Source organism: Thalassotalea sp. PLHSN55 (assembly GCF_052030545.1).
Taxonomy (GTDB): domain Bacteria; phylum Pseudomonadota; class Gammaproteobacteria; order Enterobacterales; family Alteromonadaceae; genus CANMXU01.
The window spans coordinates 166,843-193,841 of the sequence record NZ_JBPDIH010000005.1 but is presented as its reverse complement, the minus strand read 5'-3'; the positions used below and the strand labels follow the sequence as shown (position 1 = coordinate 193,841).

At 38.6% G+C, this 26,999-nt stretch carries 22 protein-coding genes and 1 pseudogene; 11 read left to right on the top strand and 12 right to left on the bottom strand.

Annotated features, from left to right (window positions below):
* Positions 1-95 precede the first annotated feature (95 nt).
* Positions 96-1,913, top strand: coding sequence for an acyl-CoA dehydrogenase C-terminal domain-containing protein (locus ACRRSQ_RS11785; protein WP_440875941.1), 1,818 nt, complete (start codon positions 96-98; stop codon positions 1,911-1,913).
* Between the two features lie 106 nt (positions 1,914-2,019).
* Here the strand turns inward: ACRRSQ_RS11785 and ACRRSQ_RS11780 are convergent, their stop codons facing one another.
* The gene (locus ACRRSQ_RS11780) at positions 2,020-2,688 is read right to left on the bottom strand and encodes a TetR/AcrR family transcriptional regulator (protein ID WP_440875940.1); all 669 of its coding nucleotides are present in this window, start codon (positions 2,686-2,688) and stop codon (positions 2,020-2,022) included.
* 254 nt (positions 2,689-2,942) lie between these two features.
* Positions 2,943-5,366 carry an acyl-CoA dehydrogenase FadE gene (gene fadE, locus ACRRSQ_RS11775; protein WP_440875939.1) on the bottom strand — a complete coding sequence of 808 codons (2,424 nt, stop codon included), beginning with the start codon at positions 5,364-5,366 and terminating at the stop codon, positions 2,943-2,945.
* A 209-nt stretch (positions 5,367-5,575) separates the two neighbouring features.
* Here fadE and ACRRSQ_RS11770 point away from each other — a divergent pair, with 209 nt between their 5' ends.
* Positions 5,576-6,370, top strand: a complete 795-nt coding sequence (locus ACRRSQ_RS11770) for a class II glutamine amidotransferase (RefSeq protein WP_440875938.1) — start codon at positions 5,576-5,578, stop codon at positions 6,368-6,370.
* Between the two features lie 87 nt (positions 6,371-6,457).
* Here the strand turns inward: ACRRSQ_RS11770 and ACRRSQ_RS11765 are convergent, their stop codons facing one another.
* The 3 genes from ACRRSQ_RS11765 to purM are packed head-to-tail and all read right to left on the bottom strand — an operon-like array spanning position 6,458 to position 8,934.
* On the bottom strand, positions 6,458-7,204 hold the full coding sequence (locus tag ACRRSQ_RS11765) for a DUF3108 domain-containing protein (RefSeq protein WP_440875937.1): 747 nt from the start codon (positions 7,202-7,204) through the stop codon (positions 6,458-6,460).
* A gap of 30 nt (positions 7,205-7,234) precedes the next feature.
* The gene (gene purN / locus ACRRSQ_RS11760) at positions 7,235-7,882 is read right to left on the bottom strand and encodes a phosphoribosylglycinamide formyltransferase (protein WP_440876103.1); all 648 of its coding nucleotides are present in this window, start codon (positions 7,880-7,882) and stop codon (positions 7,235-7,237) included.
* Positions 7,883-7,887: 5 nt separating this feature from the next.
* Positions 7,888-8,934 (bottom strand): phosphoribosylformylglycinamidine cyclo-ligase, encoded by a 1,047-nt coding sequence (purM, locus tag ACRRSQ_RS11755; protein WP_440875936.1) that lies wholly within the window; start codon positions 8,932-8,934, stop codon positions 7,888-7,890.
* Positions 8,935-9,056: 122 nt separating this feature from the next.
* Between purM and ACRRSQ_RS11750 the strand changes: the two genes are divergently transcribed.
* Both ACRRSQ_RS11750 and hda read left to right on the top strand, forming a co-directional pair.
* Complete coding sequence (locus tag ACRRSQ_RS11750; protein ID WP_440875935.1) at positions 9,057-10,193, top strand: DUF2066 domain-containing protein; 1,137 nt, start codon at positions 9,057-9,059, stop codon at positions 10,191-10,193.
* Positions 10,190-10,903 (top strand): DnaA regulatory inactivator Hda, encoded by a 714-nt coding sequence (gene hda / locus ACRRSQ_RS11745; protein ID WP_440875934.1) that lies wholly within the window; start codon positions 10,190-10,192, stop codon positions 10,901-10,903. The genes ACRRSQ_RS11750 and hda overlap by 4 nt, the downstream gene beginning before the upstream one ends.
* Before the next feature lie 20 nt (positions 10,904-10,923).
* On the opposite strand, the gene ACRRSQ_RS11740 is transcribed toward hda, so the two are convergent.
* From ACRRSQ_RS11740 to ACRRSQ_RS11725, 4 genes are read right to left on the bottom strand one after another with little or no spacing between them, the layout of a single operon-like run.
* A complete protein-coding gene (locus ACRRSQ_RS11740) occupies positions 10,924-12,849 on the bottom strand; it encodes a hypothetical protein (RefSeq protein ID WP_440875933.1) in 1,926 nt (641 codons plus the stop codon).
* Between the two features lie 32 nt (positions 12,850-12,881).
* Positions 12,882-13,301: a DUF2069 domain-containing protein gene (locus ACRRSQ_RS11735; RefSeq protein ID WP_440875932.1), complete on the bottom strand. Its 420-nt coding sequence runs from the start codon at positions 13,299-13,301 to the stop codon at positions 12,882-12,884.
* A gap of 2 nt (positions 13,302-13,303) precedes the next feature.
* Positions 13,304-13,657, bottom strand: a complete 354-nt coding sequence (gene arsC / locus ACRRSQ_RS11730; protein WP_440876102.1) for an arsenate reductase (glutaredoxin) — start codon at positions 13,655-13,657, stop codon at positions 13,304-13,306.
* A gap of 33 nt (positions 13,658-13,690) precedes the next feature.
* Positions 13,691-15,145: a M48 family metalloprotease gene (locus ACRRSQ_RS11725; RefSeq protein ID WP_440875931.1), complete on the bottom strand. Its 1,455-nt coding sequence runs from the start codon at positions 15,143-15,145 to the stop codon at positions 13,691-13,693.
* Between the two features lie 292 nt (positions 15,146-15,437).
* Between ACRRSQ_RS11725 and ACRRSQ_RS11720 the strand changes: the two genes are divergently transcribed.
* Together ACRRSQ_RS11720 and ACRRSQ_RS11715 are read left to right on the top strand one after the other, a co-directional pair.
* The gene (locus tag ACRRSQ_RS11720; RefSeq protein ID WP_440875930.1) at positions 15,438-15,659 is read left to right on the top strand and encodes a sulfurtransferase TusA family protein; all 222 of its coding nucleotides are present in this window, start codon (positions 15,438-15,440) and stop codon (positions 15,657-15,659) included.
* Between the two features lie 65 nt (positions 15,660-15,724).
* Positions 15,725-16,792, top strand: coding sequence for an AI-2E family transporter (locus ACRRSQ_RS11715; RefSeq protein WP_440875929.1), 1,068 nt, complete (start codon positions 15,725-15,727; stop codon positions 16,790-16,792).
* Between the two features lie 350 nt (positions 16,793-17,142).
* Here ACRRSQ_RS11715 and ACRRSQ_RS11710 read toward each other — a convergent pair.
* Together ACRRSQ_RS11710 and ACRRSQ_RS11705 are read right to left on the bottom strand one after the other, a co-directional pair.
* A pseudogene (locus tag ACRRSQ_RS11710) lies at positions 17,143-17,253 on the bottom strand (thioredoxin-dependent thiol peroxidase); the annotation flags it as partial.
* 19 nt (positions 17,254-17,272) lie between these two features.
* Positions 17,273-17,608, bottom strand: a complete 336-nt coding sequence (locus tag ACRRSQ_RS11705; protein ID WP_440875928.1) for a helix-turn-helix domain-containing protein — start codon at positions 17,606-17,608, stop codon at positions 17,273-17,275.
* 102 nt (positions 17,609-17,710) lie between these two features.
* Between ACRRSQ_RS11705 and ACRRSQ_RS11700 the strand changes: the two genes are divergently transcribed.
* Both ACRRSQ_RS11700 and ACRRSQ_RS11695 read left to right on the top strand, forming a co-directional pair.
* Positions 17,711-18,235, top strand: coding sequence for a hypothetical protein (locus ACRRSQ_RS11700; protein WP_440875927.1), 525 nt, complete (start codon positions 17,711-17,713; stop codon positions 18,233-18,235).
* A complete protein-coding gene (locus ACRRSQ_RS11695) occupies positions 18,232-19,662 on the top strand; it encodes a DEAD/DEAH box helicase (RefSeq protein WP_440875926.1) in 1,431 nt (476 codons plus the stop codon). The genes ACRRSQ_RS11700 and ACRRSQ_RS11695 overlap by 4 nt, the downstream gene beginning before the upstream one ends.
* A 301-nt stretch (positions 19,663-19,963) precedes the next feature.
* Here the strand turns inward: ACRRSQ_RS11695 and ACRRSQ_RS11690 are convergent, their stop codons facing one another.
* Positions 19,964-21,667: an alkaline phosphatase family protein gene (locus ACRRSQ_RS11690; protein ID WP_440875925.1), complete on the bottom strand. Its 1,704-nt coding sequence runs from the start codon at positions 21,665-21,667 to the stop codon at positions 19,964-19,966.
* A 422-nt stretch (positions 21,668-22,089) separates the two neighbouring features.
* On the opposite strand from ACRRSQ_RS11690, the gene ACRRSQ_RS11685 reads away from it, so the two are divergent.
* The 3 genes from ACRRSQ_RS11685 to ACRRSQ_RS11675 all read left to right on the top strand — a co-directional run bounded on the left by ACRRSQ_RS11685 (position 22,090) and on the right by ACRRSQ_RS11675 (position 26,990).
* Positions 22,090-23,673 (top strand): arylsulfatase, encoded by a 1,584-nt coding sequence (locus ACRRSQ_RS11685; protein WP_440875924.1) that lies wholly within the window; start codon positions 22,090-22,092, stop codon positions 23,671-23,673.
* Positions 23,674-23,869: 196 nt separating this feature from the next.
* Positions 23,870-24,712 (top strand): formylglycine-generating enzyme family protein, encoded by an 843-nt coding sequence (locus ACRRSQ_RS11680; RefSeq protein ID WP_440875923.1) that lies wholly within the window; start codon positions 23,870-23,872, stop codon positions 24,710-24,712.
* 34 nt (positions 24,713-24,746) lie between these two features.
* Positions 24,747-26,990, top strand: a complete 2,244-nt coding sequence (locus ACRRSQ_RS11675) for a multiheme c-type cytochrome (protein WP_440875922.1) — start codon at positions 24,747-24,749, stop codon at positions 26,988-26,990.
* The last annotated feature ends 9 nt before the right edge of the window (positions 26,991-26,999 follow it).

The following is a 26,999-nucleotide window of genomic DNA, read 5'->3' as shown; positions in this document are numbered from 1 at the left end:
AAATTTGCATCTCGTGGTCTGACCAGTTAATCTGTGGTGACTATAAAAAAATTAACTACACTCATTTGTAGATACAAATTATACGGAGTTCACTTATGCTAAGTTATAAAGCGCCTTTGATGGATATTAAGTTTTTATTTGAAGATGTATTTGATTATTACGGACATTATCAAAAAAATCCTGACTTTGAAGAAGCGACCCCAGACTTAGTCGATGCTATTTTTCAAGAATGCGCCAAATTCAGTGAAAATGAGCTTTTACCACTTAACCAAAGTGGCGACCAAGAAGGCTGTACTTTTGACAATGGCAAAGTAACCACACCTAAAGGCTTTAAAGAAGCGTATGATCAATATGTTGCTGGTGGTTGGCAAAGTTTATCGCATCCTGTTGATTATGGCGGGCAGGGCTTACCACCGTCGATGGGCATGGCAAAACAAGAAATGATGGCAACAGCTAACTGGTCTTGGGCGATGTACCCTGGTCTTAGCCATGGTGCGATGAACACTGTGCATACTCATGGCAGTAAAGAACAAAAAGAATTGTATTTAACTCGTCTAACCGAAGGTACATGGACAGGCACCATGTGTTTAACCGAGCCTCAGTGCGGTACAGATTTAGGGCAGGTGAAAACTAAAGCGGTGCCAAATGGTGACGGCACTTATAATGTTACTGGTACAAAAATATTTATTTCTGCAGGTGAGCACGATCTTACCGAAAACATTATTCACATTGTATTAGCTCGCTTGCCCGACGCACCTGCGGGGACTCGTGGTATTTCGTTGTTTATCGTGCCTAAAGTTCAAGTTGACCAACAAGGTAACTTAGGTGAAAGCAATAATGTGACGTGTGGTTCCATTGAACATAAAATGGGCATTAAAGCGTCGGCAACGGCGGTTCTTAATTTTGATAATTCAAAAGGTGTATTAATAGGGCCAGAAAATAAAGGCCTAGAATGTATGTTTACCTTTATGAATACCGCGCGCGTTGGTACCGCATTACAAGGTTTGTGTGCCTCTGAGTTGGCTTACCAAAACTCACTTGCCTATGCTAAAGAGCGCTTATCTATGCGTTCTTTAACGGGTAAGAAAAATCCAGAGTTAGTGGCAGATCCAATTATTGTTCATCCTGATGTTCGCAAAATGCTAATGACTCAAAAAGCCATTGCCGAAGGCGGGCGCGCGATGATTTATTATACCTCGCAACTTGTCGATATTGTCGAACAAGGCCAAACCGAAGAAGAGCGTAAAATTGCCGATGACCGTTTAGGTTTTATCACGCCAATTTTAAAAGCCTTTATGACTGAGCTGGGCTGTGAAAGTGCAAGCCATGGTATGCAAATTTTTGGTGGTCATGGTTATATTCAAGAATGGGGCATGGAACAAATTGTTCGTGATGTTCGTATTTCTACTTTGTATGAAGGCACGACAGGTATTCAGGCGTTAGATTTATTAGGTCGTAAGATTTTACTAAATCGCGGCAAGTCTTTGAAAAACTTTGCTAAAGAAATTTTAGTTTTCTGTAAAGACAAAAGTATGGTCTCGAGCAATCCACATAAACGCGGCATGAATAAATTTATTTGGCCGTTAAGCAAAGCGGTTGCAAACTGGCAGCAATACTCATTGCGTATTGCACTGAAAGCGAAGAAAAATCGTGATGTTGTCGGGTCTGCCTCGGTCGATTACCTAATGTATTCCGGATACGTTGTTATGGCTTACTTCTGGGCACAAATGGCACAAGCGGCTTATGAAAAACTCGCAACAGACGTTGAAAACAGAGATTTTTATCGAGCTAAAATTAAAACCGCTGAGTTTTATTTTGAAATGATGTTACCACGCACTAAGTCATTGGCAGCAACGATGATGGCGGATCCAAAAAGCTTAATGCAACTTGATCAGGAATTACTTTCGTTTTAGTTGATTGATATAAATAGGTTCATGCTTTTATGAACCTATTTATTTAGAATGTATAAAAAGATGAAAAGCGCCTTAATTTAATTGGCGCTTTTTTTGTGCTTATATTTTAGGGCTTTAAACGCATTAACATGGCAAACATTCGATGGGTAATAGTGCGAATGTGTTCAAGGCTTAATTCTTCAGGTGTTAGTGATAAATTTCTATATTCGAGCTGGCTAAATACAGTCAACATAATATCTGCATCGACCTCAGCAGATTTCTTATTGAAATAACGACAGAACTTAAGACATGGCTTTAACAGTTCTTGTCGGTGATGTTCAATAACCGGTAACAATTTAGGATTAAAATTAGCTTCGGCAAACATTAATTGTTCAGCAGAAAGCTCAATCGGGTCTGCAATAATTTTATTATATAAATACTCTGCAGCTAAGTCGGTTAGCTTGTTACATAAGTCTTGTTTAACAGTCATTTTGCGCAGAGAAGTTTTGTCATGGCTTTCAATTTCTTCAAATAATCGATCCCATGTTGGCGTAATGTTCTCAACCGCTTTTTTACTGCTAAGTAAAAACGCTTCATAAACAAGTTCTTGAATATCTTTGAAATAATAAGTAGTTAGCGATAATTGAATATTTGCATGGGCGGCAACAGCGCGATGGGTAGTACCTTTGACTCCGTTATGAGCAAGTACTTCAATAGCAGACTTTAAGATTAAAGCGCGAGTTTTTTCGCCTTTAGATCTGCGTTTAACAGTAGTAGATTCGGTTGCTTCTGACATAGGTAAAATTAACTTATTAACGGTAATGCTAAATTAACCTTTTTTTAATATAAGTACAAATCTTTGTTACAATTGCTCTATAACTTATTGATATAAAATAAAATAACTGGTTTTTAATTGTAAAAGACATTTTTTGATGTGATTTACTTTAGGTTATCTACAATAAATAATTATACGTTAAGCACAAAAAAACCTATGAATTTTCGTAAGTTAAGTCATAGGTTTAGTTAAGTTGTTAATGTTTTTTTGTGCGCTTAATCAGCGTTTATGGCCAGTTCTTTATTGTCAAAATCATCAACATCGATTACTGCTTTTCGTGCTTTTTCTGTTTGAATAAGCAAGTCAGCCTCTTCTTGATTGATTGCATTTGCCGCTAATCCCTTTTCAGCAACTAAATCGAGTCGATAAAATGGTAGCTTTTCACCGACCGCTTGGCACACTTTTTCAAATAGTGGTTCACAACGCAGAATATCAGTTAAGGTCTTTTCCAAGTCACCCATCAAATTGCCAGGCTCTTGAGTAAGGTATTGTCCTTCACCTAATCGATCTCTGGTTGCACCTGGCGTTTGCAGTATTTTAGCAACTTTGTGATCGGTGATATCAGAAGGTTTAGTCAACCAAGTGCCAAATGGGAAGATAATAGCTCTAAGTGCAAATGCTACGGCTTTATTTGGGAAATTAGATAATAACTCATCAATAGCCTGTTGCGTTTTAAATAATGAATCTTCCAATGCCCATTGCACCAGCGGAAAGTCTTCAATTTGTCGACCTTCATCTTGGTAACGTTTAAGTGTTGCCGAAGATAAATAAAGGTAACTTAAAATATCGCCTAGACGGGCTGAAATTCGCTCGCGGCGTTTAAGATCGCCACCAAGTACCAACATGGCAATATCAGACAGCATGGCAAGGTTGGTACTAAAACGGGTCATCAGTTGATAGTAACGACGTGTTTTATCATTAAATGGTGTGCTTAATACTCGAGCACCTGACACTGAAAACCATGCGCTACGTAAAATATTACTAATGGCAAAACCGACATGACCAAATAGGGCGTGGTCAAAGTCTTCTAATGCTTGTTGATCATTTTCTTGTTTTGCAGCTTCTAGCTCAGCTAAAACATACGGGTGACAGCGAATTGCACCTTGCCCGTATATAATCATGCTACGCGTTAAAATATTGGCACCTTCAACCGTTATGGCAATTGGAGCACCTTGGTAACCGCGACCAAGGTAATTGTTTGGCCCTAAACAGACGCCTTTACCACCGTGAACATCCATAGCATCGCTAACACATGCACGAAGTTTTTCAGTTAAATGGTATTTACAAATTGCAGAAATAACTGAAGGTTTCTCACCTAAATCAATTGCACCCGTCGACATCGTGGTAACCGCATCCATCAGGTAAGCATTACCACCAATTCGTGCAAGGGCTTCTTCAACGCCTTCCATTTTACCAATAGGTAGTTTGAACTGACGGCGAATTCGGCTATAGGCACCTGTTGCTAAGGCGATAGATTTTACCCCACCAGCACTGTTAGACGGTAAAGTAATTGCACGACCCACGGATAAACATTCAACGAGCATGCGCCAACCTTGACCGGCCATTTCTGCACCGCCAATAATGTAATCTATCGGCACAAAGACTTCATTACCTTGGGTAGGACCATTTTGGAAGGTGACGTTTAATGGAAAGTGACGGCGACCAATAATAACGCCGTCAATATCGGTAGGAATTAACGCACATGTGATGCCCAAGTCTACGGTATCACCTAATAATTTATCTGGATCTTGTAGTTTAAATGCCAATCCTAATACAGTGGCAACTGGTGCTAGTGTGATATAACGTTTATCCCACGTGAGTTTCATGCCCAGCACTTCTTTGCCTTCAAACTCGCCTTTACAGACGATGCCAAAATCAGGGATCGCGCCGGCATCAGATCCTGCCTCTGGGCTAGTCAATGCAAAACAGGGAATTTCTTCTCCACGGGCTAAACGTGGTAAGTAATAATCTTGTTGCTCTTTAGTGCCGTAATGCTGCAGTAACTCACCTGGCCCTAAAGAATTTGGTACGCCAACAGTACTGGAGAGCACAGAAGAAACACTGCTGAGCTTTTGCAATACTTGCGATTGTGCGTAGGCACAAAATTCTAAACCACCGTATTGCTTTTTAATGATCATGGCAAAAAATTTATTGTCTTTTAAGTACTGCCATACTTCAGGCGATAGATCGGCGCGCTCATGACAAGTTTCCCAGTCATCAACCATGTTGCAAACTTTTTCAACAGGACCGTTTAAAAAGGCAATTTCTTCAGCACTTAAGCGGGGTTGTGGGTAGTTATGTAATTTGTTCCAATCAGGATTACCGCGAAATAAGTCCGCTTCAAACCAGGTCGTGCCCGCGTCAAGTGCCTCTTGTTCGGTACGCGACATTTCAGGCATGATCGAACGAAACATTTTTAACAGCGGCAAGCTGATGTATTGTTTGCGTACACTTGAAATGTTCAGCGGAATGATAATGACCGCAAAAATTACCCAACTGCCAAATGACAATAGATCTAAGACTGTGCCTAAAAGCATTAAGGCAGTAAAAGATATAGTAAAAGTTACCAACGAACTGCGGTTGTACGCCATAAACCAACATAGCGCGATTGCAGTGATAAGCCAAAGACAATAGTCCACAATAAATCCTCATGGTTATATAGTTATATAAACAATTACTTGATTGTTTATATGTGAATTACATTAGTTTTCTGATTATTCAATTAAGGTCTGACCAGATATAGTAAAGATTAAGGCTAAATCATTATTTTGGCAAATAAATATCGATGATATCGCTATGCCAATGGTATTATATTTGTCAGACATATTGATGAAGTTTTGGAGTTTAAATGTGTGAGCTGCTGGCGATGAGCGCCAACGTACCAACCGATATTTGTTTTAGTTTTAGCGGCTTAATGCAGCGCGGCGGCAACACTGGCCCACATAAAGATGGCTGGGGGATTACGTTTTATGAAGGCAAAGGGTGTCGAAGCTTTAAAGATCCGCTGCCAAGCGCTAAGTCACCAATCGCTCATTTGGTGACTGAGTACCCAATTAAAAGTGAAGCGGTTGTTTGTCATATTCGCCAAGCAAATTCTGGTGAAGTTAATTTAGAAAACACCCATCCATTTATCCGACAAATTTGGGGCAGGCATTGGACGTATGCGCATAATGGTCAACTTGCCAATTTTAAAGAAGCGTTGCCAGTTAAATATCATATCCCCGTTGGACAAACTGACAGTGAACATGCGTTTTGTTGGTTAATGGACCAAATTCATGTACGTTTTTCTACGACAGAGCCAGATGCTAAAACACTGTTTACGTTCATTGCTGGTTTGTGTGACGAAATTAGAAAGCTTGGTGTTTTTAATTTAATTTTAACCAATGGCGAATGTGTGTTTGCTTATTGCAGTAATAACTTGCATTGGATCACACGCCGTGCGCCTTTTGGTCAAGCGAGTTTGATTGACGCTGAAATGGTGGTGAATTTTCAAGAAGAAACAACAACAAACGATGTGGTAACCGTTATTGCAACTAGGCCACTAACTGACAATGAAACGTGGCATAAAATGGAAACAGGGCAGTGGCATTTGTTTCAGCTAGGTGAGTCTATCGCCTCAGGCGAGCAGGTCGATAAAGGCTAATTTTTTGCATTCGTTTTTGGAATTAGTTTTCGGAATTAACTTTCGGAGCTAATTTATGGAACTTATTTTCTGAACTTGCTTTAGAAATTAGTTTTCTTCGAGCTTGGCAAGCTGCGCTTCAAGTTGTTCAACACCTGATTTCATTTGGTAGAGTTTAACTAATAAATAGTTAAGCTCTGGCGCAAACCACGCATAGGTGATTCGTTTTTTCTCAGTTACTTCACGTTTAAACCGTATTGTTTTTACCAAACCATACGGTAGCATCAACTCTTCTTCTCCATCGTATTGATAAGTGTAGTCTTTAATTTTTCCTGACGTACTGATCACCGGATAAGTAAAAGTTTTTTGTGTAGGGGTGGCAATTAAGGACAATCGATGCTGTAAGTGATAGCTAAGTTTATCTTGAATGTCGCTTGGAAATTCTATGTCACGTTTTTTATTTCGGCCAAGATCCTCAGCGCTATTATTCGCTACATCAAATGTCCAGTGATAGTGTTTATCTCGCCCGGTACCTTCTCGTGCATATTTATATTCAACTGGCGTTACACTTGAATTTACAAGATTAACGCGAGATGTTTCTTGTCGTTGATCTGAAAATATCAGCCATTTGATATCGCTATGGTAGCTATATTCTGCTTGGTTGTCGGCTAAGTATTTAAGTTGTCGAACCCCAGTACCAACAGGATCTGACTTGTGAATAATGGTGTAGGTTGCAGTAAATGGTTTAATATGCGGGCTGCTTTGTTGAGCATTAGCGTAATTTGCATAACTAATAGTCGCTAGGGTTAGTGGTATTAGTTTAAACAGCTTTAAATTACGTAATGTTTTGATCATAAATAGCCCTTGTGTACTTAGGTTTTATTTTTATTCTTCGCTAGCATAACCACTTACAGGTAATACTTTGTTATCCATTAAAGCGTGCTCGTTGGTCATTATCAAGCGTTTTTGACAAAACCATTTCACCACAAGCGGATAAATTCGATGTTCTTGTTCATGAACACGTTGTGCTAAATCGTCAGCAACATCACCATCAAAGATTGGTACTTTAGCTTGTAAAATTACCGGCCCGCCGTCGAGTTCTTCAGTAACAAAGTGCACGCTTACACCATGTTCGCTATCTTTAGCGTCGATGGCACGCTGATGCGTATTCATACCTTGATATTTAGGCAGTAGAGAAGGGTGAATGTTTAATAAACGACCTTGATAATGCTGAACAAATTGCGGCGTTAAAATGCGCATAAAGCCAGCTAAAACGACAAGTTCTGGTTGGTATTTATCTATGGTTGCAATTAATGCTTGGTCATACAATTCACGGCTATCAAACGCTTTATGTGACAATGACTCGTTGGCTATGTCTTCAAGCTTTGCGCGTTCTAGGCCGTATGCATCTGCTTTGTTGGAAATTACCGCGACAACTTCACCGGGGTAATCTTCCAATTTGCAGGCATCAATAATTGCCTGCAAATTAGTACCGCTACCCGAAATTAATACCACTATAGGGCTGCGTTTCATCATGATTATCCTTGCGACATAACCACTTGTTCTTCACCTTCAGGTAAGTCTGCAATAGCACCAATGTGCCACGCGTTTTCACCTTGTGCGTTCAGAATTTCTAAGCTTTTTGCTAGTTGGTCAGCAGGAACAGCAATTACCATACCGACACCACAGTTGAATGTGCGGTACATTTCGTGGCTGCTAATGTTGCCATTTGCTTGTAACCAGTTGAAAATTTCAGGCCATTGCCAGCTTTTTTCACCAATAATAGCTTGTGCACTTTCAGGTAATACACGTGGAATATTTTCCCAGAAACCGCCACCTGTGATGTGAGATAGAGCGTGAACCTCAACTTCTTTTAATAGCGCCAATACAGATTTTACATAAATCTTAGTCGGTTCAAGTAAATGCTCAGCTAACGGCTTGTCATTTAATAACTCGCTAGTATCCGTGTTGTTAACTTCTAACACTTTACGAATAAGTGAGTAACCATTTGAATGAGGACCTGAAGAGCCTAATGCAATAAGTTGGTCGCCAGCGGCAACTTTACTACCGTCAAGTAAACGAGATTTTTCGGCAACACCAACACAAAAACCAGCGATATCGTAATCGCCTTTGTGGTACATACCTGGCATTTCAGCAGTTTCACCGCCTACTAAAGCACAACCCGAACGTACACAACCTTCTGCAATACCTTCAACAACCGCTGAAGCAACGGCAACGTCTAATTTAGCTGTTGCGTAATAGTCTAGGAAAAATAAAGGCTCAGCACCTTGAACGATTAAATCGTTTACACACATAGCAACTAAATCAATACCAACGGTATCATGCTTAGCAAGATCAATTGCTAAACGTAATTTAGTACCAACACCGTCAGTACCTGCAACTAATACAGGTTCTTTGTAACCGGTTGGAAGTTGGCAAACAGAACCAAATCCTCCTAAGCCCCCCATAACCTCAGGGCGAGTTGTACGTTTAACTGCCCCCTTAATGTTATCTACCAACGCATTGCCTGCATCTATGTCAACACCAGCATCTTTATAGCTTAGGGACTGTTTTTGTTCGCTCACGGGAAACCTCAATTAATTACCGATAGTATCTAAAGGCGCATATTCTATCAGCGCAAGCCACTAGAGAGAAATTATTTTTGATATGTGATTAAAATAATTCTCATTATGGTAAGATCTATCTCATGAAATTAATTGTTCCCATTATTATGTTTAGATTTTTCCTTGTTTTTTATGTGTTTGTTTTTTCATCAGTTACTTATTCTGTTGAAGTGACTGACTTATATACCGCAAAAATTGCGGTGAATTCTCAGGGCAGCAATGAGCGAAACCAAGCGCTGAAAAAGGCCATGGCTGCAGTGCTAGTGAAAGTTGGTGGCCAGCAAGACGTATTACAGTCTAACGAAATTAAGCCAGCGCTTAGCCAATTCAATTCATACATTTCTCAATATCGTTATTCGCGAGAGCAAAACACCACCAAGCTTATTGCGCAATTTGATGAAGATAAAATTAATCAGCTTTTTATCAATGCCAATCTACCCTTATGGGGCAGTTTACGCCCGCAAGTTTTATTGTGGTTAATTGAAGAGCAAGGTCTAGAACGGACTATCATGTCGGCAAGTGCGTCATCAGATATTCCACAAATTATTAATGATTTTTCACAAACCCGTGGCTTGCCGGTATTACTGCCGTTAATGGATTTAACTGAAATCACTACTATTAATGTTACTGATTTTTGGGGACGATTTATTACGCCAATAGAACAAGCGTCAGCGCGATACATTGCTGATATGGCTGTTGTGGTTCGCGTGTCTAACCAAAAGGTTGATGAAGATATAGTTGGTCAGCAGCAGGAAAACAGCAATTGTCAGCCACTTTGTGAAAAACAGCCTTTTGTTATTGATTGGAGTTTAATCTCTGATGGTAAATTATTAAGCTCTAAGTCAATGTCATATCTATATCAAGGGTTAGATAAAAAAGCATTACTTGAACAAGCAATGGCTGATATTACGCAAGTTATTTATCAGCGTTATGCGTTATCTACAAAATCAGAACAGCAATATGTTATTGATGTTGCTAATATTGAAGATATGGCCACTTATGTTGATTTAGTTGAATTTTTGCAAGATTTGTCATCCGTTAAAAACGTACAGCTGCAAGCAGTGAAGGGTAATAACCGCCGATTTTCGCTTGAGTTAATTGGTTCAAAACAAGCATTTCTTGCGGCGTTAAAACTTAATAAACAACTTGCTCAATTTGTTGACCCATTAGCTGCTAAAGATCCAGAGGCGGTTCCGGTGTTTTTATGGGAGCAGCGATGAAAAATACTGCCCAACTGGCGCTTGCCGTACAATTACCCGACGATGAAACCTTTGATAGCTTCTTTGGTGAAACCAACAGTGTTGTTGTAGAACAGTTACAGCAATTTATATTTTCATTGCAAGAGCAAGAAAACTTGCCGATTGGTTTCTATTTATTTGGTCAAACGGGGTCTGGTAAGTCGCATTTGCTGCACGCCTGCTGTGCTTATGCCGAGCAACAAGGCTTTTCTTCGCTTTGTTTATCTTTTTCAGAGCTAACTCAGCTTTCTGTTGACGTGCTTGAAGGGCTTGAGCATATTGATTTAGTTTGTTTAGACGGCATTCAATACATCGCAGATGATGCTCAGTGGCAACAAGCGGTATTTGATTTATATAATCGTGTCATTGAACAAAACAAACGTTTGATTATTACAGCCGATCTGCCTGCAAAAGATTTGGGAATTGCGCTGCCTGATTTAGTTTCTCGTTTAAATTGGGGCTATATTGAACAAATTAAGCCGCTAACTGATGAAGAGAAATTGGCAACGATACAATATCGTGCTAAACAACGCGGCGTGGTATTGTCAGATGAAGTGGCAAAGTATTTACTCAATCACTTTAGCCGACAAATGCAAGATTTGATCAGCTCGTTAGATGTACTTGATAAAGCATCGATAAGGGAGCAGCGAAAAATTACTATTCCCTTTATCAAAGAAGTGCTGTCGAACTAGCACCTTTTATATTTAAAATTTTATTGATGCCCTTGAGGGAAAGCTTGATGGTGAGGTCTTAACCATTGAACAGGGCGTTGTTGACTCTCATCACTATTTTCAGCAGTAGCATTTTTCGTATTAGTTCGGCTTTTTGCTTGAACGCTTGGGCTAATCGACAAGTTTTCAATCCAATTTTCACCTTCATTCATGGCAATAACCGCCGGTAAGGTTTCAAGTGCTGATGCCGCATCAAACTCTGGTAACACGCGATTTGCGGTGAACAATACTCTCGGTTTTACACTTGCTGTGGCAATACGGCCACGCTCACCCCATGAGACAATATAGTCTTGGGCGAATACGTTATCACCAGTCGGTCTGTTGGTAATGGCAACATCGCGTGATACGCCATAGCGGTTTTGCATCATCAATTCTTCAAATAACATCGCATAATCTTCGCGTAATGATGAGTAGCTATAATAATCGCTAGCACTGTCGAGGCTAAAAAATTGTCGAATATCTGTGGGTAAATACCCTTTTTGTGTATCGCTGGCATCATTTCCCTGAAAGCTGACTTGAGCTAAGTTGCGCATTTCTTCACTGGTTAATGGGTAGGCGATTGCTAGCTGGTCTGACTCAAAATTTGTTGCTAAGGCGGCATCTAATACTCGTGTATTGCTTGAATGAGCATGCCACTCGGTGCTTGGGAAAAAGTCATTCGCGTGTGCAAGCTCGTGGTACAACAATCGAGAGAGATCATATAAGTAATCGTCTTGACTGCGGCTTACGCGCGCATCAGCAGAAATATAATCGCTTGCGTAATCGTTATTTTTGACATACCGCCATGGCATAACAAATTGAAGTTCATTGCCAAAAGATGAACGATAGTCGAGTGCTTCGTTGAGGGTATCGCGTTCATCGGGTGTTAACCAAAAGTTTTTGCCGTCAAGGTAAATCGCGCCGGTACTTGCCCAATAAAAAGAAGGGCGAATATCATAAGAAATGACCACCGCAGTGGTTGCACGCAGTAAATTTTTAAAATCGTTGTTGCTGTCGTAATTATTCAAAAAATCACGAAAACGATCCGCCATCCATGGATGTGAAACAAGTACTCGATCCATTATATCTTCAGTTGTTGGGCTAGAAGTATCATGAGCGATAAGCGGCAAGCTGGCAAAGGTACACGAGCTTGTCAGGCTATTTGAATAAACACAATTTGCTAATGTATCGGCATAAGGGGAGTCGCTATTGGCGGGGAATACTCTTGCAAGTGGGTCTTGAGAATAAGCATTGGCGGCAATATCTGGCGCATCTTCAACTAAAACACTCACACTGTCGACATGATCAATGCCATTTTGACTTAAGCGTAGCTCAAATGTTAACAGCGTATCTTGTTCAACTTCAGGGGCATTAAAGTAAATAACACTTTCGCCATCGTTATTCACCGCGCCATTTGATGAATTATCTGCAGATAAAAACGTTACACTTGGCCCAGCTGTTTGCATCCAACGGATATTGTTTTGACTTAAGCTTGTATCGATATGACTGCGTAGTGAAACCTTATTGCCTTCAATTACCGCATGGCCTAGGCGCGCGTTAACTCGGCTTTGTTCGCTATTCACGTTAAGGGTATATTCTTTACTTTGTCTGGCTTGACCTTGGACATCGTAACTTACGCTAAATTGGTATTGACCCGCGCTTGGTGTTGTAAACGCAATAACTTTACTATTGCTTGCTAAAAAATTGGTCTGCGGACCTGATAGCTGCTGCCAGCTTATATTGGAAATGGTTTGCTCGGGTAGATGAAGCACAAGATCAACGGCTTCATTGGTGCCTATAACACCGTCGTCTGTCGGTGGAACAACAATATTGGGGTTATTTGGTGAAGAGCCACCGCCGCCGCACGCAGAGATAATAATGACCAAGGCAGGTATTGCCATTTTCTTTGAAAAACCCGTTATCGCCATTATTATTCTCCTTAATTTTTTATTCTGTTTAACTATTTTTTCTTACGAATACTAAGACCGAGTTCTTGGCCTTTATATTTCGCATAATAGGTTCCTGCTAAAAAAGCATTGGTTGTTAAAATAAATTCAATCACCGCCCAGAGACGATCTTCAGGCAATACCCACAACGTAGTTAGACTGTGCAAATAATAAATCATCAAAATAAACGCAGACCACGCAAAGGTATATGGATTACCTTGCAATAAACCTTTAAGAGGAAATAGTAGCGGCACGGTGAACATGGTTACCGCCAATAATGGTGATAAACCTTCAGAAGGGCTTAATACGGTTAGCCACAGCGGCATAAAAATAAGCAAAGCTAAGTAGTTAACTAAGGCAATATTTTTTAGTGTTGGGGTTGAAAACATGCGTTTAGCAGCGTTAGGCGCTGCAGCTTCTTCGTGTTCAGCCATGATTAGTTTTGCTCTAATAACGCTAAAACATTCTCAGGCGGACGACCAATTACCGCTTGATTACCGTTTTCTACAATAGGGCGTTCTATTAGTTTTGGCGTAGCTACCATGGCGGCAATAAGCGCATCATCACTGGCGCCTTTAAGCTGTTGCTCTTTAAATTCTGCTTCTTTGGTGCGCATCATGGCAATTGGTTCAATGTTTAATAACTGAAGTAATTGTTTGATTTTCGCTTCGCTTAGCGGTGTTTTTAAATATTCCACTACCGTTACATCAGCATTTGCTTCTTCGATAAGGGCTAATGTTTGACGGCTTTTTGAACAACGTGGATTGTGATAAATAGTTAACATGGATATCTCTTGTTTTAAACGTGATTAATTGGGGCGCTATTACAGGCGCTTAATTTTTTCTTCTTGTGCTTGAAATTGCAATATTCTAGCGCGAATACGTTTTTTTACTAGTGGTTTGTCATCGGCATAAGTATAGGCAGTTTGCAGCTCGTCAACAGCTTTTGAGTAACCGCCTAATAGTGCGATTACTTCAGCTTGGTAAACATGCATTAATGCCATTTTCTTTTGTTTTTTATAGATGGTGGTTAGCAAATCATAAGCGATGAAGTTGTTCTTTTTCACTAATAAAAAATCCAGCAATATTTGCTCGGCAAGCTCATTTTTGCCAGCTTCGTGCAAGACATTGGCATAATTTAAAGCCACGACTTGGTTGTTCGGCATTAAGTTATTTAAACGCGCTAACATGGTAATGGCTTTGTCAAATTGCTTGGTTTGAATGTATAAATCAGACATGACATCAACATAAAATAAGTTATTTTTATCTTGTTGATATAAAGGCAACAATATTTCTTCTGTTTTCTGGTAATCTTTATTTTCAAAGTGGGCAAGGGCTAAACCATATTGAGCAGCTTCTTTTAATGCATAGGTTTTTTTCGCCAGTTTACGCTGAAATTGGTCAATATTATATTCAGGATTATTTTGATACCGCGCCGTAATGCGTGCTTTTGATAATTCGAACTCTAAGCTTGGTGGTTGCTTAATCATCGGCAGGCTATGTGCTCGAAGACGCGCGTCAGTAATACGTGCTTCAGAAATTGGGTGAGTCAGTAACATCGGCGGTGGCATGCTAACATAGCGATATTGTTCAGCCATTTTGCTGAAAAAGTTTGCCGCGCCTTGTGGATCGAAACCACTATTGGCAAGCAATTCTATCCCGACACGGTCAGCTTCTTTTTCGTTACCACGGGTGTAGTTAATGCTCGCTTGTTGAGAAGCTGCCATAGACGTTGATAACGCTGCCATACCAACCGCTGGGTTAACCAATGCCAATAATAAACCAGACACCATTCCTGCCATGGTTAATGACTGAGTGCGACTTTGTTCTTCCATTTTTCGGGCTAAATGGCGTTGGGTAACGTGTGATATTTCGTGAGCAATAACAGATGCTAGCTCACTTTCCGTATCTGCGGTGGTGATCAAACCACTGTGTACACCAATATGACCACCAAAAAATGCAAAGGCGTTTAATTGATTATTGTTAATCAGGAAAAATTTAAAGCTATAGTTTACATCTTGCGCATACTTAACCATTGAATTACCTAAATGGTTAATATATTCAACTAACACCGGATCGTGCATCACCGATTGGCTAGCGCGCACTTGGCGCATCATAATATCGCCTATTTGACGCTCTTTCTCGATAGACAGCACGCTAACCCCAGCGGCACCAATTTCTGGAAGTTTATTTCTATCACTTTGACTGGCGGCGATTTGCGGGCTAGTGAGCAATGAAGATATTACTGCGGCTACGACAAGTTTTTGTATTTTTAACAAATTTACTATTCCGATTAAACTGGTGACGTTATGTTTGGGTTCAAATGTCCACATACAATATTTATATAAATTTACTTATATAAAACAGTGCAAGGCTAAAGCCTTAGATAGGCAAAAAGGCAAAAAATTCACTTTTAATTACAACCATGTTCTAAAAAGTGAAATTCTTAAAGGTTATTTATCTTATTACCACATTTATAGGTAGACTTAAGTTTAAATATCCGCACTTGCTATTGTAAATGATTGTCTCAAATAAGATAATCAAACAAAAGCACTGATTACAAAAATTCTAATGTTATACGAGTATGACGCGACCAACGAAGTTTGCCCGTTACCTTTAGTGAAAATGCGCGTGATGTTAAAAAAACTGCAATCTGGTGATGTTTATATATTACGCGTGGCAGATACAGGTTCAAAAACGGATATTCCCAAGTTACTTAGTCAACAAGGCTATCATTTTTATCAACAAGATCTTGCTCAAGGTATTGTGGAAATAAAAATTGTATTAGCTTAGTCGCGCAAGTAAGTGTCAACTTTTTTGCTTTAACGGCATTTTGTTTCGAATAAACAGGTAGTTTTATGGTTAACTTTTTTGCTCAATGGTACAAACGAAAATTCTCAGATCCACATGCGGTCACTTTGATGGTTATCTTAGTCGCCAGTTTTTTCTTTGTTTACTTTTTTAGTCAGTTATTAATGCCTGTGTTTGTCGCTATTGGTGTTGCCTTTTTATTAGATTTACCGGTCAACCGATTAGTCAATGCTGGCTTTTCTCATACCAGCGCTGTGGTGACTATCGTTATTACCTTTATCGGTGTGCTTATGATTGCCTTGTTAGGGCTTATGCCGATTATTTGGCAACAAAGCAGTAACTTGCTTCAAGAAGTGCCGAATATGATCAGCCAAGGTCAAACCTACTTGTTAACGCTTCCTGAAAAATACCCTGAATTGGTACAAGTTGAACAAATTAATAGTGTGATCGCGCAAACCAAAGAAAAGTTTATTGAATGGGGCGAAGTGGCAATTAAAGCGTCTTTTAGCTCGATTTCTAATATTGTTGCATTGCTTATTTATTTGATTTTAGTGCCGATCATGGTGTTTTTCTTTCTAAAAGATAAAAAAGAGCTGTTAACTAGCTTTAAAGGATTTTTGCCTAAAGAGCGTCGTATGGCGTCACAAGTGGGTAATGAAATGAATCAGCAAATCATGAATTATGTGCGTGGTAAGGTGATTGAAATTATTATTATTGGTGGTGTTTCAGCTGTTACCTTTATTTTCTTAGGTTTAAATTATGCCGTATTGCTTGGTGTGTTAGTGGGCTTGTCGGTTTTAGTGCCTTATGTTGGCGCAACAATTGTCACCTTACCTGTGATGTTAGTGGCACTTTTTCAATTTGGCACCAATGCAGAATTTGGTTACGTGATGTTAGCTTACGCTATTATACAAGCCTTAGACGGTAATTTATTAGTGCCGTTATTGTTCTCAGAAGCAGTCAACCTTCACCCAGTGGTGATTATAATTGCAGTGATATTTTTTGGTGGCTTGTGGGGTTTTTGGGGGGTATTTTTTGCAATTCCTTTAGCAACCTTAGTCAAAGCGGTCATCAACGCTTGGCCAGCAGGACAGCAGGATATAGCCGCTGAATAAAGTAATACTAGAGCGTGTTGATCTTTGTGGTATGAATTTTGTCCAATTTAAACGCTTTCTGATCGCGGCACTAACTTGAAGGCATAGTGGCTCTACGTCTAAAGTTAGTAACAAAGAGCAGGAAGCGTTTAAATGGAACCTTCGGACAGCGTTTGTTTGCCATTTCTACTGCGTTATCACTCATTTATGTAGAATAACTACACGACAATCGCTCTGCCTTGTATAAATGGTAAACAATTCGCTGCAAAAACATACACCAAAGGTCAACACGCTCTAGCAATATGAAAACAAAAAAAAACGCCTAATGGCGTTTTTTTTGTTTAACAAGGCATGGTTTAAAAAGGCTTAGCTTATTGTTGTGCTAGTACATCCAATACCACTTCATGATGGGTTTTGGTTTTAAACTTATTAAATACGTGGCTAATTTTACCGTCTTGGCCAATTAAAAAGCTTAAACGGTGGTGTTTTACACCCCTTAAATCATGCATAGTTAGTTACTTTGTAAGGGCTATCAATTATTTTATTACTGTGCAATATTTTTTTTGCACAGTTAGGAATAAATAATAATATCGCTATTAGTAAATCTATCTTAATTTTATACTTTTCCCTTGGAGGCATTAGCTCATTAAATTCACAATTTAATGCGTTTGTAAGTCTGTATAAGGTTTCTAATTTAATATTGACGTTACCCCTTTCCATTTTTCCATAGTTACCTCTTTCAATACCGACATAAGTCGCGAAGCCTTCTTGAGAGTAGCCAGCAGCTTTACGCTTAAAGCGCAGCATTTCACCAAATTCTTTAATTAAATCACTCACCGATTTGTCCCTTAAGGAAAAATGATTAGACTTTCATGTTGAGTGATAAAGAACCACGCCTTATAACACCTATTTATTGCTTGTATTTAATTGAGGGTTACTTTGAAATTAGATCCTTTGGTGGCTCAAATTGTTGCCCCGAAAAAATTTGACCACTTTTCAACCAGCGATGTGCGAACAGCTTATTTAGTATTGAAAAGTGACATTTCTTTGGATTCATCTGCTCTTCGACGAAAGATATATGGTGATCTTTTAAAACTAGTCAAAAGAGGCTGGCTTAATAAGGTTGTAGCCAAAAATAAAGGGTTAACCCGTTTTAGTAAAACAGCGTCTTTTGACGTTAATACAATAATATTGCAAGCAAAACTTGGATCAACAAGCTTGTTTAAAAGTAATGGTGGCAAGCAAGCTCAATTGCTTGGTAAGTTGAATCACTATAAATCTGAACTCCTATTGAATATAGGAGAGTCTGAAGCATACAAAGAGCTTTATTCTGAGTTCCCAGAGTTAGTTGATGAAATACAGCCGCAATACAATAAAGCAAGAGATAATAATACGAAAATATTAGGGAAAATTAGAGCCATTGAAGGTTTACTTAAGCACGATAAAACATCTGGTAAAATATGAAATTAAGAAATTGGCAAGCTAGCTGTATTAGCAAGGCTTTAAAACATTACTTGAATGGTAATAGCCACTTTTTAGCGTTAGCAACACCAGGGTCCGGTAAAACCTTGATGGCATCTCAGTTAGCTGATCAGTTATTAAAGAATGATTTGATTGATTTAATCATTTGCTTTTCACCATCTACGATTGTTTCGCAGGATTTCAGTCAAAGCTTACAGTTGATAATTAATGAACGATTTGATGGTTTATTGGGGGCTAAAGGACATTCACTTACCTACCAAAGCTTACAGTATCTCGATAGGGATTTTTGGCTTTTATTCGATAGGTATCGAGTATTTGTAATATTTGAAGAGATTCACCATTGTGCTGGTTCGACAATTGATAATGCGAACGCATGGGGAGAACAAATAATATTAAATATTCAAAACAAAGCGAAGTATACATTAGCGTTAACTGGAACACCTTGGCGTTCAGATAATACGCCTATTGTTCTTTCAAACTATATGCCTAGCAATAAAATATCATGTGATTACGTTTATGGGCTTTCTGAGGCTATTCAGGACGATGTCTGTCGTGTACCGCAGATATTCGCTGTAGATAATAATAACATTACCGTTGCTGACGGTATTGAAATAAAAACATTTAGCAGCTTTAAATGCCTTTTATCGGAGTCAATTGTTCAGTATCAGGAAATTATTGAAAATGAGAAGGTTGTTAAATATGTAATTTCTTCTGCACATAAAAAGCTAAACTTAATTAGAGTTAAAAATTCCGACGCCGCAGGGTTAATTGTTACGTCATCTGTTGAGCATGCAAGGCAGGTTTCAGAGTTAATGAAGGACTGTTTTAACGAAGATGCTGCTGTTGTAACTTACAGAGAAAATGAGCCAACTAGCATTATTCAACAATTTAGGCATGCAAATACTAAATGGATCATTTCCGTTGGTATGATTAGTGAGGGAACTAATATCCCAAGATTGCAGGTTTGTTGTCACCTGACCAATATAAAAACTGAAATGCATTTTAGACAGGTATTAGGTCGGATACTTAGAGTGACTATTTCAAAAAATCAAGAGGCCGTTATGTATATGCCTGCTGAGCCTAAGCTGTTGGAATATGCTCATCGAGTTAAGCAAGATATACCTTTTGAAGCTGATGTAGTTAAATTTGAAAATATGATTAAACCTGTGAAAGCCAATGATGATGAGCTCGGTAAGGCTATTACGTTTAATAAAGTAAAAGGAGTGAGTTCTAATAAAGGGTTAGAACTTAATGGAGCAAACATTGGTTACACAGCTACGTCGGTAAGCAATAGTACAGAAGAAGACTTTTTGACTAGCTCTTATGAAAAAGTTGTAAATATATTTGGGAAATTTGAACAAGAGTCTTTAGCTTTAGGGGTAAGTGAACTAAGTGCCCCGAGGCTGTAATGCTGATTCATGGCTTTTCTAAATATACTATACTGACACTTTTATAGTAGTTATGCCGTTAACGTTTTGATAATAATTCTATAAGCCTCGCCACATTAGAATTTTAAGCTGTTTTAATTGGCTGCGATTACCCAGTATTTAAATTTTTATATTAAAAATACCACCGAAGTAATTAGTTTGTTTGAAATAGCTTATTAGTTACTCTAAACAAGCTCAAGGTTTTTTATAAACTAAAACTTCAGTGAAATTTAATAATTGTTAACTTTTTATTACTAACATTTAAACAAGGTATTTAACGATCTTATCTTGAAAATACTGTTGCAGCAGGCAAACATTTATTTGGGGTAAATGTATTGATTGCTTCTGTTAATATATTTCCTGTACTACCACTTGGCATTTTTGTTCCGATAATCGCAGCTAATGTCGTTGAAATATCAAGAGTGGATACATTTTTAGTTACTTGCTTACTTTCAATACACTTTCCTGAAAAAATGATCGGTACATGTGTGTCATATCGCCATGGAGAACCATGATGAGCTGCAACTTTTAAACCGTCCATGTCGTTAATAAAATAATTGGGTTTAAAAACAAGGTGAATATCACCAGAGCGTTTTTCATTATAGTTATTTGCAATTGAACGATATATCGAGTTGTTTGGGTGTATTCCATTTTTTATTTTGTAGCTAGGTATGGCGACTTCGATAGATTCGTTTTTACTTAGTATATCAGCTAGCTCTTGTTGTACATCTTTAAGGTCTAGGCTCAGTTGCTTAATTTTTTTATGATCTAAATAAACATAAGGGTGGCTATAACTTAGTAAGACAGATGAAGGGTCTTTAACTTTGTTTTTTAATGATGAGTTGGCTAATAAGCTTTTCCAGTCAGGTAATGTCACATGTTTTGCTGTAAGGCCATTACTTTGATTCGCTGCTACAGTATCAGCCCCGCCATGATCAGCTGATAACACGATGAGCGTATTCTCTAAACCGACTTTCTCATGAACATAATTTAATAAGTTTGCTAATGATTTATCTAAACGAATTAAGTTGTCTTCCATTTCTAAACTGGAAGGCCCAAAAACATGACCTACATAATCAGTCGACGATAAACTTACTGATAAGTAATCAGTAATATCATCAGCGCCAAGGTTTTCTTCTTCGATAATTGATTTTGCAAACTTGACTGTTAATTCGTCGCCGGCAGGGCTTAAGGTTAAAAATGTATTGAAGTACTTATTGCTTAAGTCGCCATAGTGATGTGGAAAAACGTTGTTAAAAAGTGGGAACTTTACTTCGCCTGCTTGTTCATCTTTGTCTGCCATCAAGTATTTGCTTTTATCTAAACTCAGTGTCCATGCTGTATTTTCGTAAAATTTTTCATAATTGTTATTATTCCATGCGCTCACCCAACTAGGGTAAGCGTCATAGTAATAACTACTTGTGATAAAGTCTCCTGAACTTTTTGAAAACCAAAACGCTTTACCTTTATGGCCAGCCATAGCTATCGCGCTTCTATCTTTTACTGAAACACTAAAAATTTTCGCTTTATTAGCAGTGAATAAAGCAAGTTCATCAGAAAATGTTGATACATTAATATTGACCGGTGAACGTCCAGATGAACGTGCTTTTTTCTGTGTTGGATCGATCTCAACGTTTTTGTCTACATCAGCATTTTTACTTAAAATGGGAAAGTTCTCATCTTCAACATTATAAACTAAGCGATTTAAGCTTCGGTTATACCATATATTGCCCACCATGCCATGAATGGCCGGAGTCGCACCTGTAGCTAATGTTGTATGACCAACAATGGTCTCGGTGTTCGCATGAAGGTGATTAGCATTAAGGTATTCAACACCAGAGTTATATAAATAGTTAAACCCTTTCCCTCCCATATGATGACGATACTTTTTGGGCAAGTCAGCTCTGAGTTGATCAACTGTAATTTGTAAAATCAATTTTGGCTGTTGTGCTAGCACAGCGAAAGAATTGATTGAAGGTATAACCATTAGTGCGCCAAAGAATAGACTCGTTTTTATTTTTTTTCTCATTTATAACCTCATTAAATTTGGCGGTAGCTTGCTAACTTATATTTATCAATCAGTCGAGTGTAGCAAATATAAGTGTATAAATATGGTGGATTAGCACCAAAGATTGAGGCGCTAATGTTTACATCAATATAATCGGTGTTGAGTGTACTTTTATATTACAAATCAAATGAATAATACGGATATTAATTTTCGTCATTTGTTGTATTTGTGACTTATCACACATATATTTAGTTGGCAGTACACATAAATCGTAGAACAGCACACATAAATAAGTTAGTAGAACACATAAGTTTAATCGGAATAAATTAATAATATGATTACTGGTTACACAGATACATAACGTAACCAATAACTAAACCTATTTAATTAAGGGAAATGCCATGAAAAAGAAAAGCTTTAACTTATCGTTACTTACTGCAGGATTATTAGCACTCTCAAGTGCCGCATTTGCAACTACAGATACTTCACGTCCTAATATTTTAGCTATTTGGGGAGATGATATTGGTCAAGATAATATCTCTGCATATACAATGGGGCAAGCAGGACATTGGACGCCTAATATCGATAGAATTGCTAAAGAAGGTGCTTTATTTACTGATTATTATGGCGAAAACTCATGTACTGCCGGTCGTGCAGCATTTATTTTTGGTCAGCATCCAATGCGAACGGGTTTAACTAAAGTTGGTTTGCCAGGAGCTAAAGAAGGGGCTAGAGAAGACGACATTACTATTGCTGGTATGTTAAAACCTTTAGGTTATGTTACCGGGCAGTTTGGTAAAAATCACTTCGGCGACCAAGATGAACATTTACCTACAAATCACGGTTTTGATGAGTTTTTTGGTAATTTATATCATTTAAATGCTGAAGAAGAGCCAGAGAACGAAGATTACAATAAGTTCATGACTAAAGAGCAAGTGAAACAGTTTAGTCCTCGTGGTGTTATTCATGCTTTCTCTGACGGTAAATTAAAAGATACTGGCCCACTTACTAAAAAACGTATGGAAACAGCAGATGAAGAGTTTTTGTCTCATGCGCTTAAATTTATCGACAAAGCTCATGTAGAGAAAAAACCATTTTTTGTTTGGTGGAATGCTTCAAGAATGCATGTATGGACTCATTTAAAAGAAGAAACAAAAGGTATTTCAAAACGAGGTGGTCTATACGGTGATGGCATGGTTGAGCATGACGGTCATGTTGGTCAATTATTAGATAAATTAGACGACTTAAAAATTGCTGATAATACCATCGTTATGTATTCGACAGATAACGGCGCAGAAAAATTCACTTGGCCTGATGGTGGTACTAACCGCTATAAAGGTGAAAAAAATACTACGTGGGAAGGTGGTTTTCGAGTACCCGCTTTAGTTCGCTGGCCAGCTAAAATTCCAGCAGGTCAAATTGTTAATGAAATGGCTGCACATAACGATTGGGCTCCTACATTCCTAGCTGCTGCTGGTAATCCTAAAATTAAGGAACAGTTAGCAAAAGGCACAACGATGAATGGCCGTAAGTATAAAAACAAACTTGATGGTTATAATTTGTTACCTGAATTAATTAAAGGCAAAAATACGACTAGAGATAACAATAAAAACTGGCCAAGAAAACAATTCATTTATGCTACAGACAGTGGTGATGTTGCTGGTATTCGAATGGATGATTGGAAGTTCTTATGGTTAGAGCAAGATTGTGAAGGCATGAGTGTATGGTTTTGCCAACTTGAAAAACGTCGTGCGCCTTCAATTACCAACTTACGTCAAGACCCTTATGAGATTGCTGCTGATGAATCTGGTTCATATGAAGCTTGGTGGGCAAACCGTATGTATATGATGGCTCCTGCTGCTTCTGAAGTAATCAAGTTTTTACATACATTTAAAGAATATCCACCATCACAAGTACCAGGTGATTGGACATTCGATAGCGTAGTTGAACAATTAGAAATTTGGGAAAATACAACTAATAAGTAAACAAACCTTAAAGCAACAAAGACTAGCTCGCTAGTCTTTGTTTTTTTGTGGAACAAGGTTTTAATTTAACTACTCTTTAATCACACTTTCTGATGAAAATGTCACACATTAAATAATACCCTTATTGGCTATATTAACGTCAAGACTTAACGAAACACAGCAAAAGCTATATAGCTAAATGTTGATGAGTGAAACCATGATAAAACCGAATAACATTCAAATAAGCAAGCAGTGGCAAGCTAACGCCTTTTTAATTTTAATATTCTACTGTGCCACAGCATTAAGTTCTTATGCCGTTGAAGCAAATAAAATTACTGATGCTATGGCTGATGAACTAACTCTTCAGCTACGAAATAACATGGTGAAAGTAAACACAAGCTCTTTTGTTATGGGCACGGATGAAGAAGAAGCTGGTGATAGAGAAAAACCGGCACATACAGTGACCTTGGATGGCTTTTATATTGCGAAAACTGAAGTTACTCAAGAATTATTTTCTGCTGTTATGGGATGGAATTTAAGTTACTTTAAATGTAACGCATGTCCTGTTAACAATATAAGTTGGAAAAACATGCAAAGCTTTATCACGCGATTAAATGAGATAACAGGGCAGACGTTTCGTTTGCCAACTGAAGCAGAATGGGAGTTTGCTGCAAAAGGCGGTACTAAATCTCAAGGCTATAAATACAGTGGTTCAAATAACATTGATGAAGTTGCATGGTATGCTAAAAATTCAACGAGAAAATTGCATCCAGTTGGCCTTAAAAAGCCTAATGAGCTTGGTCTTTACGATATGACGGGTAACGTATGGGAGTTCTGTCAAGACGATATGAATCTTGACCTTTACAGCAAAGCATCCCGTGTAAATCCTATTTATAGTCTAGGCTTACCCAATGAAGCGACCAGTTTAAAAGTTGTACGTGGCAGTGGTTATGAATTTAACGCCAATGAGTCACAAGTGTATCGTCGTGATGGCGCAACTAGTAATGTTCGGATGCCTGATATTGGCTTTCGCTTAGCAATGGACGATATAAGTGAATAATTTATTTAAATTTTTAATGTTAGCCGTTTGCTTCATGTCCATCCAAGTAAAAGCTGCTACTGTCGCTGAAAAAGCGGATCACCAGATTGAAGATAGTCAAGCAAGCTATGTTGGTAGTGAAATTTGCGCAGGTTGTCATCAAGCTGAATCTAAAAAATGGCAAGGCTCTCATCATGATATGGCAATGCGACATGCAAAACCCGACGCAGTGAAAGGTGATTTTGATAATGTCGAATTTGGCTTTAACAATGAAATAAATAAATTTTTTCGTAAAGGCGATGCTTATTGGGTAAACATAAAAGGTGCTGATGGGAAATTTTCTGATTACCAAATTAAATATACTTTTGGTGTGTATCCATTACAACAATATATGGTTGAATTCGACGATGGCCGTATTCAGCTGATCCCTTATGCATGGGACGACCGCGAAGCTTCACAAGGTGGCCAGCGTTGGTTTCACCTATACCCTGAATTTACAGACAGTCGTGATGAGTTTTTCTGGACAAATACGGGCCAGAATTGGAATTACATGTGCGCAGATTGTCATTCCACCAATGTTAAGAAAAATTTTGATTTAGCAACTAACACTTACAATACAACGTTTAGTGAAATAAATGTTGGTTGTGAAGCCTGCCATGGGCCGGCGAGTGAACACTTAAATTTTGTAAAAAACAGTGAAGATAAATCGCAGGGGTTTAATCGAAATCTATCAAAGCCAGTCAACCAATGGGTAAAAAGAGCTGGCAAAAATACATTGTTTCCTGAAGAAATTGTACCAACTCAGCAATTGTTAGTTTGTGCGCAATGTCACAGTCGACATGTGCAGATCAGTGATAATAATCATGTTGACGGTAACGCTTTTGGTGAACGATATATGTTGAGTTTAATTAACAGCAATCAGTACCATGCTGACGGTCAAATATATGATGAAGTTTTTGTTTTTGGCTCTTTTGTACAAAGTAAAATGAGCCAAAATGGTGTTGCCTGTACGAATTGTCACGACCCTCACTCTAATGAATTAATTATTCCCAAAGAAGCTCTCTGTCTGCAATGCCATACTGCAACAACATATGCAGCCACTTCACATCATCAGCACCAGGAAAATTCAGAAGGCGCTCAGTGTGTTAATTGTCATATGCCTGAAACAACCTACATGCAAGTTGATGAAAGACGTGATCATGCGTGGCATGTTCCGAGATCTGATTTAGCAGAAAAGCTTGGCACCCCAGATACTTGTTTAAACTGTCATAGCGAGAAGGACTCTTCATGGAGCGCTTCGTTATTGAAATCTTGGTACCCAGATTCACCAACTCAATCACAAGAGCATTTTGCCCCCGTATTTAGTGCTATTGATAATGGTTATCTACAAGCATCTCAAGCGCTTTCACATGTTGCACAAAATAAAGCTAACACGCCAATTATTAGAGCTTCAGCTCTTGAGCGTATGTCGCCTTTATCAGATAAAAATAGTCTCATTGCTATAGCTCGTGGGGCAAGAGACCCGAATGAATTTGTTCGACTTGGCGCTGCACGAGGGGCGGATAGTATTGCTTTAAATGAGCGTTGGAGAATTTTGGCACCGCTATTAAAAGATAAAGTGTTGTCTGTTCGGGTTGAAGCTGCTTATTCATTGCTATTGTTATGGCCACAGCTGACAGATGAGCAAAAAGAATTAATGCAACCCGCACTTGATGAATATATTAGCGTTCAAGAATTTAATAACGACCGCGGTTTTTCTCATAACAATATTGGTACCGTTTATGCGAATCAAGGCTTATGGGAAAAGGCTGAAACAGCGTTTAAAACCAGTATTCGATTAGAGCCTAATTTTGCTCAGGCCTATGTGAACTTGTCAGAAACTTACCGTCGCTCAAACCAAGATGAAGCAAAATCTATCGCGGTGCTTAATCAAGGGAAAAATGCTGCGTATAACAATGCTCAAATCCCCTATAGCCTCGGGCTTTCATATCTGCGAAAAGGCCAAACAAATGATGCAATTGATAACTTAAAGCTTGCGACTCAACGGGCACCTAATAATGGCCAATATCATTACGTGTTAGGTCTGATGTTAGAAAAAGTTGATGTGAATGAAGCTCAACGTTCACTAAGCAAAGCTTACCAAGTAAGCCAGAATCCGCGTCATTTATATGCGCTGTGTGATATGCAGGTTAAGTATGCCAAAAATCGCGCACCGAAATGCATTGAACAGTTAAGTGAAGTTGCTCCACCTGAGGTGGTTGAACAATTAAAAGTACAACTAAGTAATGCAAATAAATAATGTTGTAAA

What these genes read in the sequence shown, in the direction of transcription:
- ACRRSQ_RS11785 (WP_440875941.1), top strand. Translation starts at nt 96, where the DNA reads ATGCTAAGTTATAAAGCGCCTTTGATGGATATTAAGTTTTTATTTGAA.
- ACRRSQ_RS11780 (WP_440875940.1), bottom strand. Translation starts at nt 2,688, where the DNA reads ATGTCAGAAGCAACCGAATCTACTACTGTTAAACGCAGATCTAAAGGC.
- ACRRSQ_RS11770 (WP_440875938.1), top strand. Translation starts at nt 5,576, where the DNA reads ATGTGTGAGCTGCTGGCGATGAGCGCCAACGTACCAACCGATATTTGT.
- ACRRSQ_RS11765 (WP_440875937.1), bottom strand. Translation starts at nt 7,204, where the DNA reads ATGATCAAAACATTACGTAATTTAAAGCTGTTTAAACTAATACCACTA.
- purN (WP_440876103.1), bottom strand. Translation starts at nt 7,882, where the DNA reads ATGAAACGCAGCCCTATAGTGGTATTAATTTCGGGTAGCGGTACTAAT.
- ACRRSQ_RS11750 (WP_440875935.1), top strand. Translation starts at nt 9,057, where the DNA reads ATGAAATTAATTGTTCCCATTATTATGTTTAGATTTTTCCTTGTTTTT.
- hda (WP_440875934.1), top strand. Translation starts at nt 10,190, where the DNA reads ATGAAAAATACTGCCCAACTGGCGCTTGCCGTACAATTACCCGACGAT.
- ACRRSQ_RS11740 (WP_440875933.1), bottom strand. Translation starts at nt 12,849, where the DNA reads ATGGCGATAACGGGTTTTTCAAAGAAAATGGCAATACCTGCCTTGGTC.
- ACRRSQ_RS11735 (WP_440875932.1), bottom strand. Translation starts at nt 13,301, where the DNA reads ATGGCTGAACACGAAGAAGCTGCAGCGCCTAACGCTGCTAAACGCATG.
- ACRRSQ_RS11720 (WP_440875930.1), top strand. Translation starts at nt 15,438, where the DNA reads ATGTTATACGAGTATGACGCGACCAACGAAGTTTGCCCGTTACCTTTA.
- ACRRSQ_RS11715 (WP_440875929.1), top strand. Translation starts at nt 15,725, where the DNA reads ATGGTTAACTTTTTTGCTCAATGGTACAAACGAAAATTCTCAGATCCA.
- ACRRSQ_RS11695 (WP_440875926.1), top strand. Translation starts at nt 18,232, where the DNA reads ATGAAATTAAGAAATTGGCAAGCTAGCTGTATTAGCAAGGCTTTAAAA.
- ACRRSQ_RS11690 (WP_440875925.1), bottom strand. Translation starts at nt 21,667, where the DNA reads ATGGTTATACCTTCAATCAATTCTTTCGCTGTGCTAGCACAACAGCCA.
- ACRRSQ_RS11685 (WP_440875924.1), top strand. Translation starts at nt 22,090, where the DNA reads ATGAAAAAGAAAAGCTTTAACTTATCGTTACTTACTGCAGGATTATTA.
- ACRRSQ_RS11680 (WP_440875923.1), top strand. Translation starts at nt 23,870, where the DNA reads ATGATAAAACCGAATAACATTCAAATAAGCAAGCAGTGGCAAGCTAAC.
- ACRRSQ_RS11675 (WP_440875922.1), top strand. Translation starts at nt 24,747, where the DNA reads ATGTCCATCCAAGTAAAAGCTGCTACTGTCGCTGAAAAAGCGGATCAC.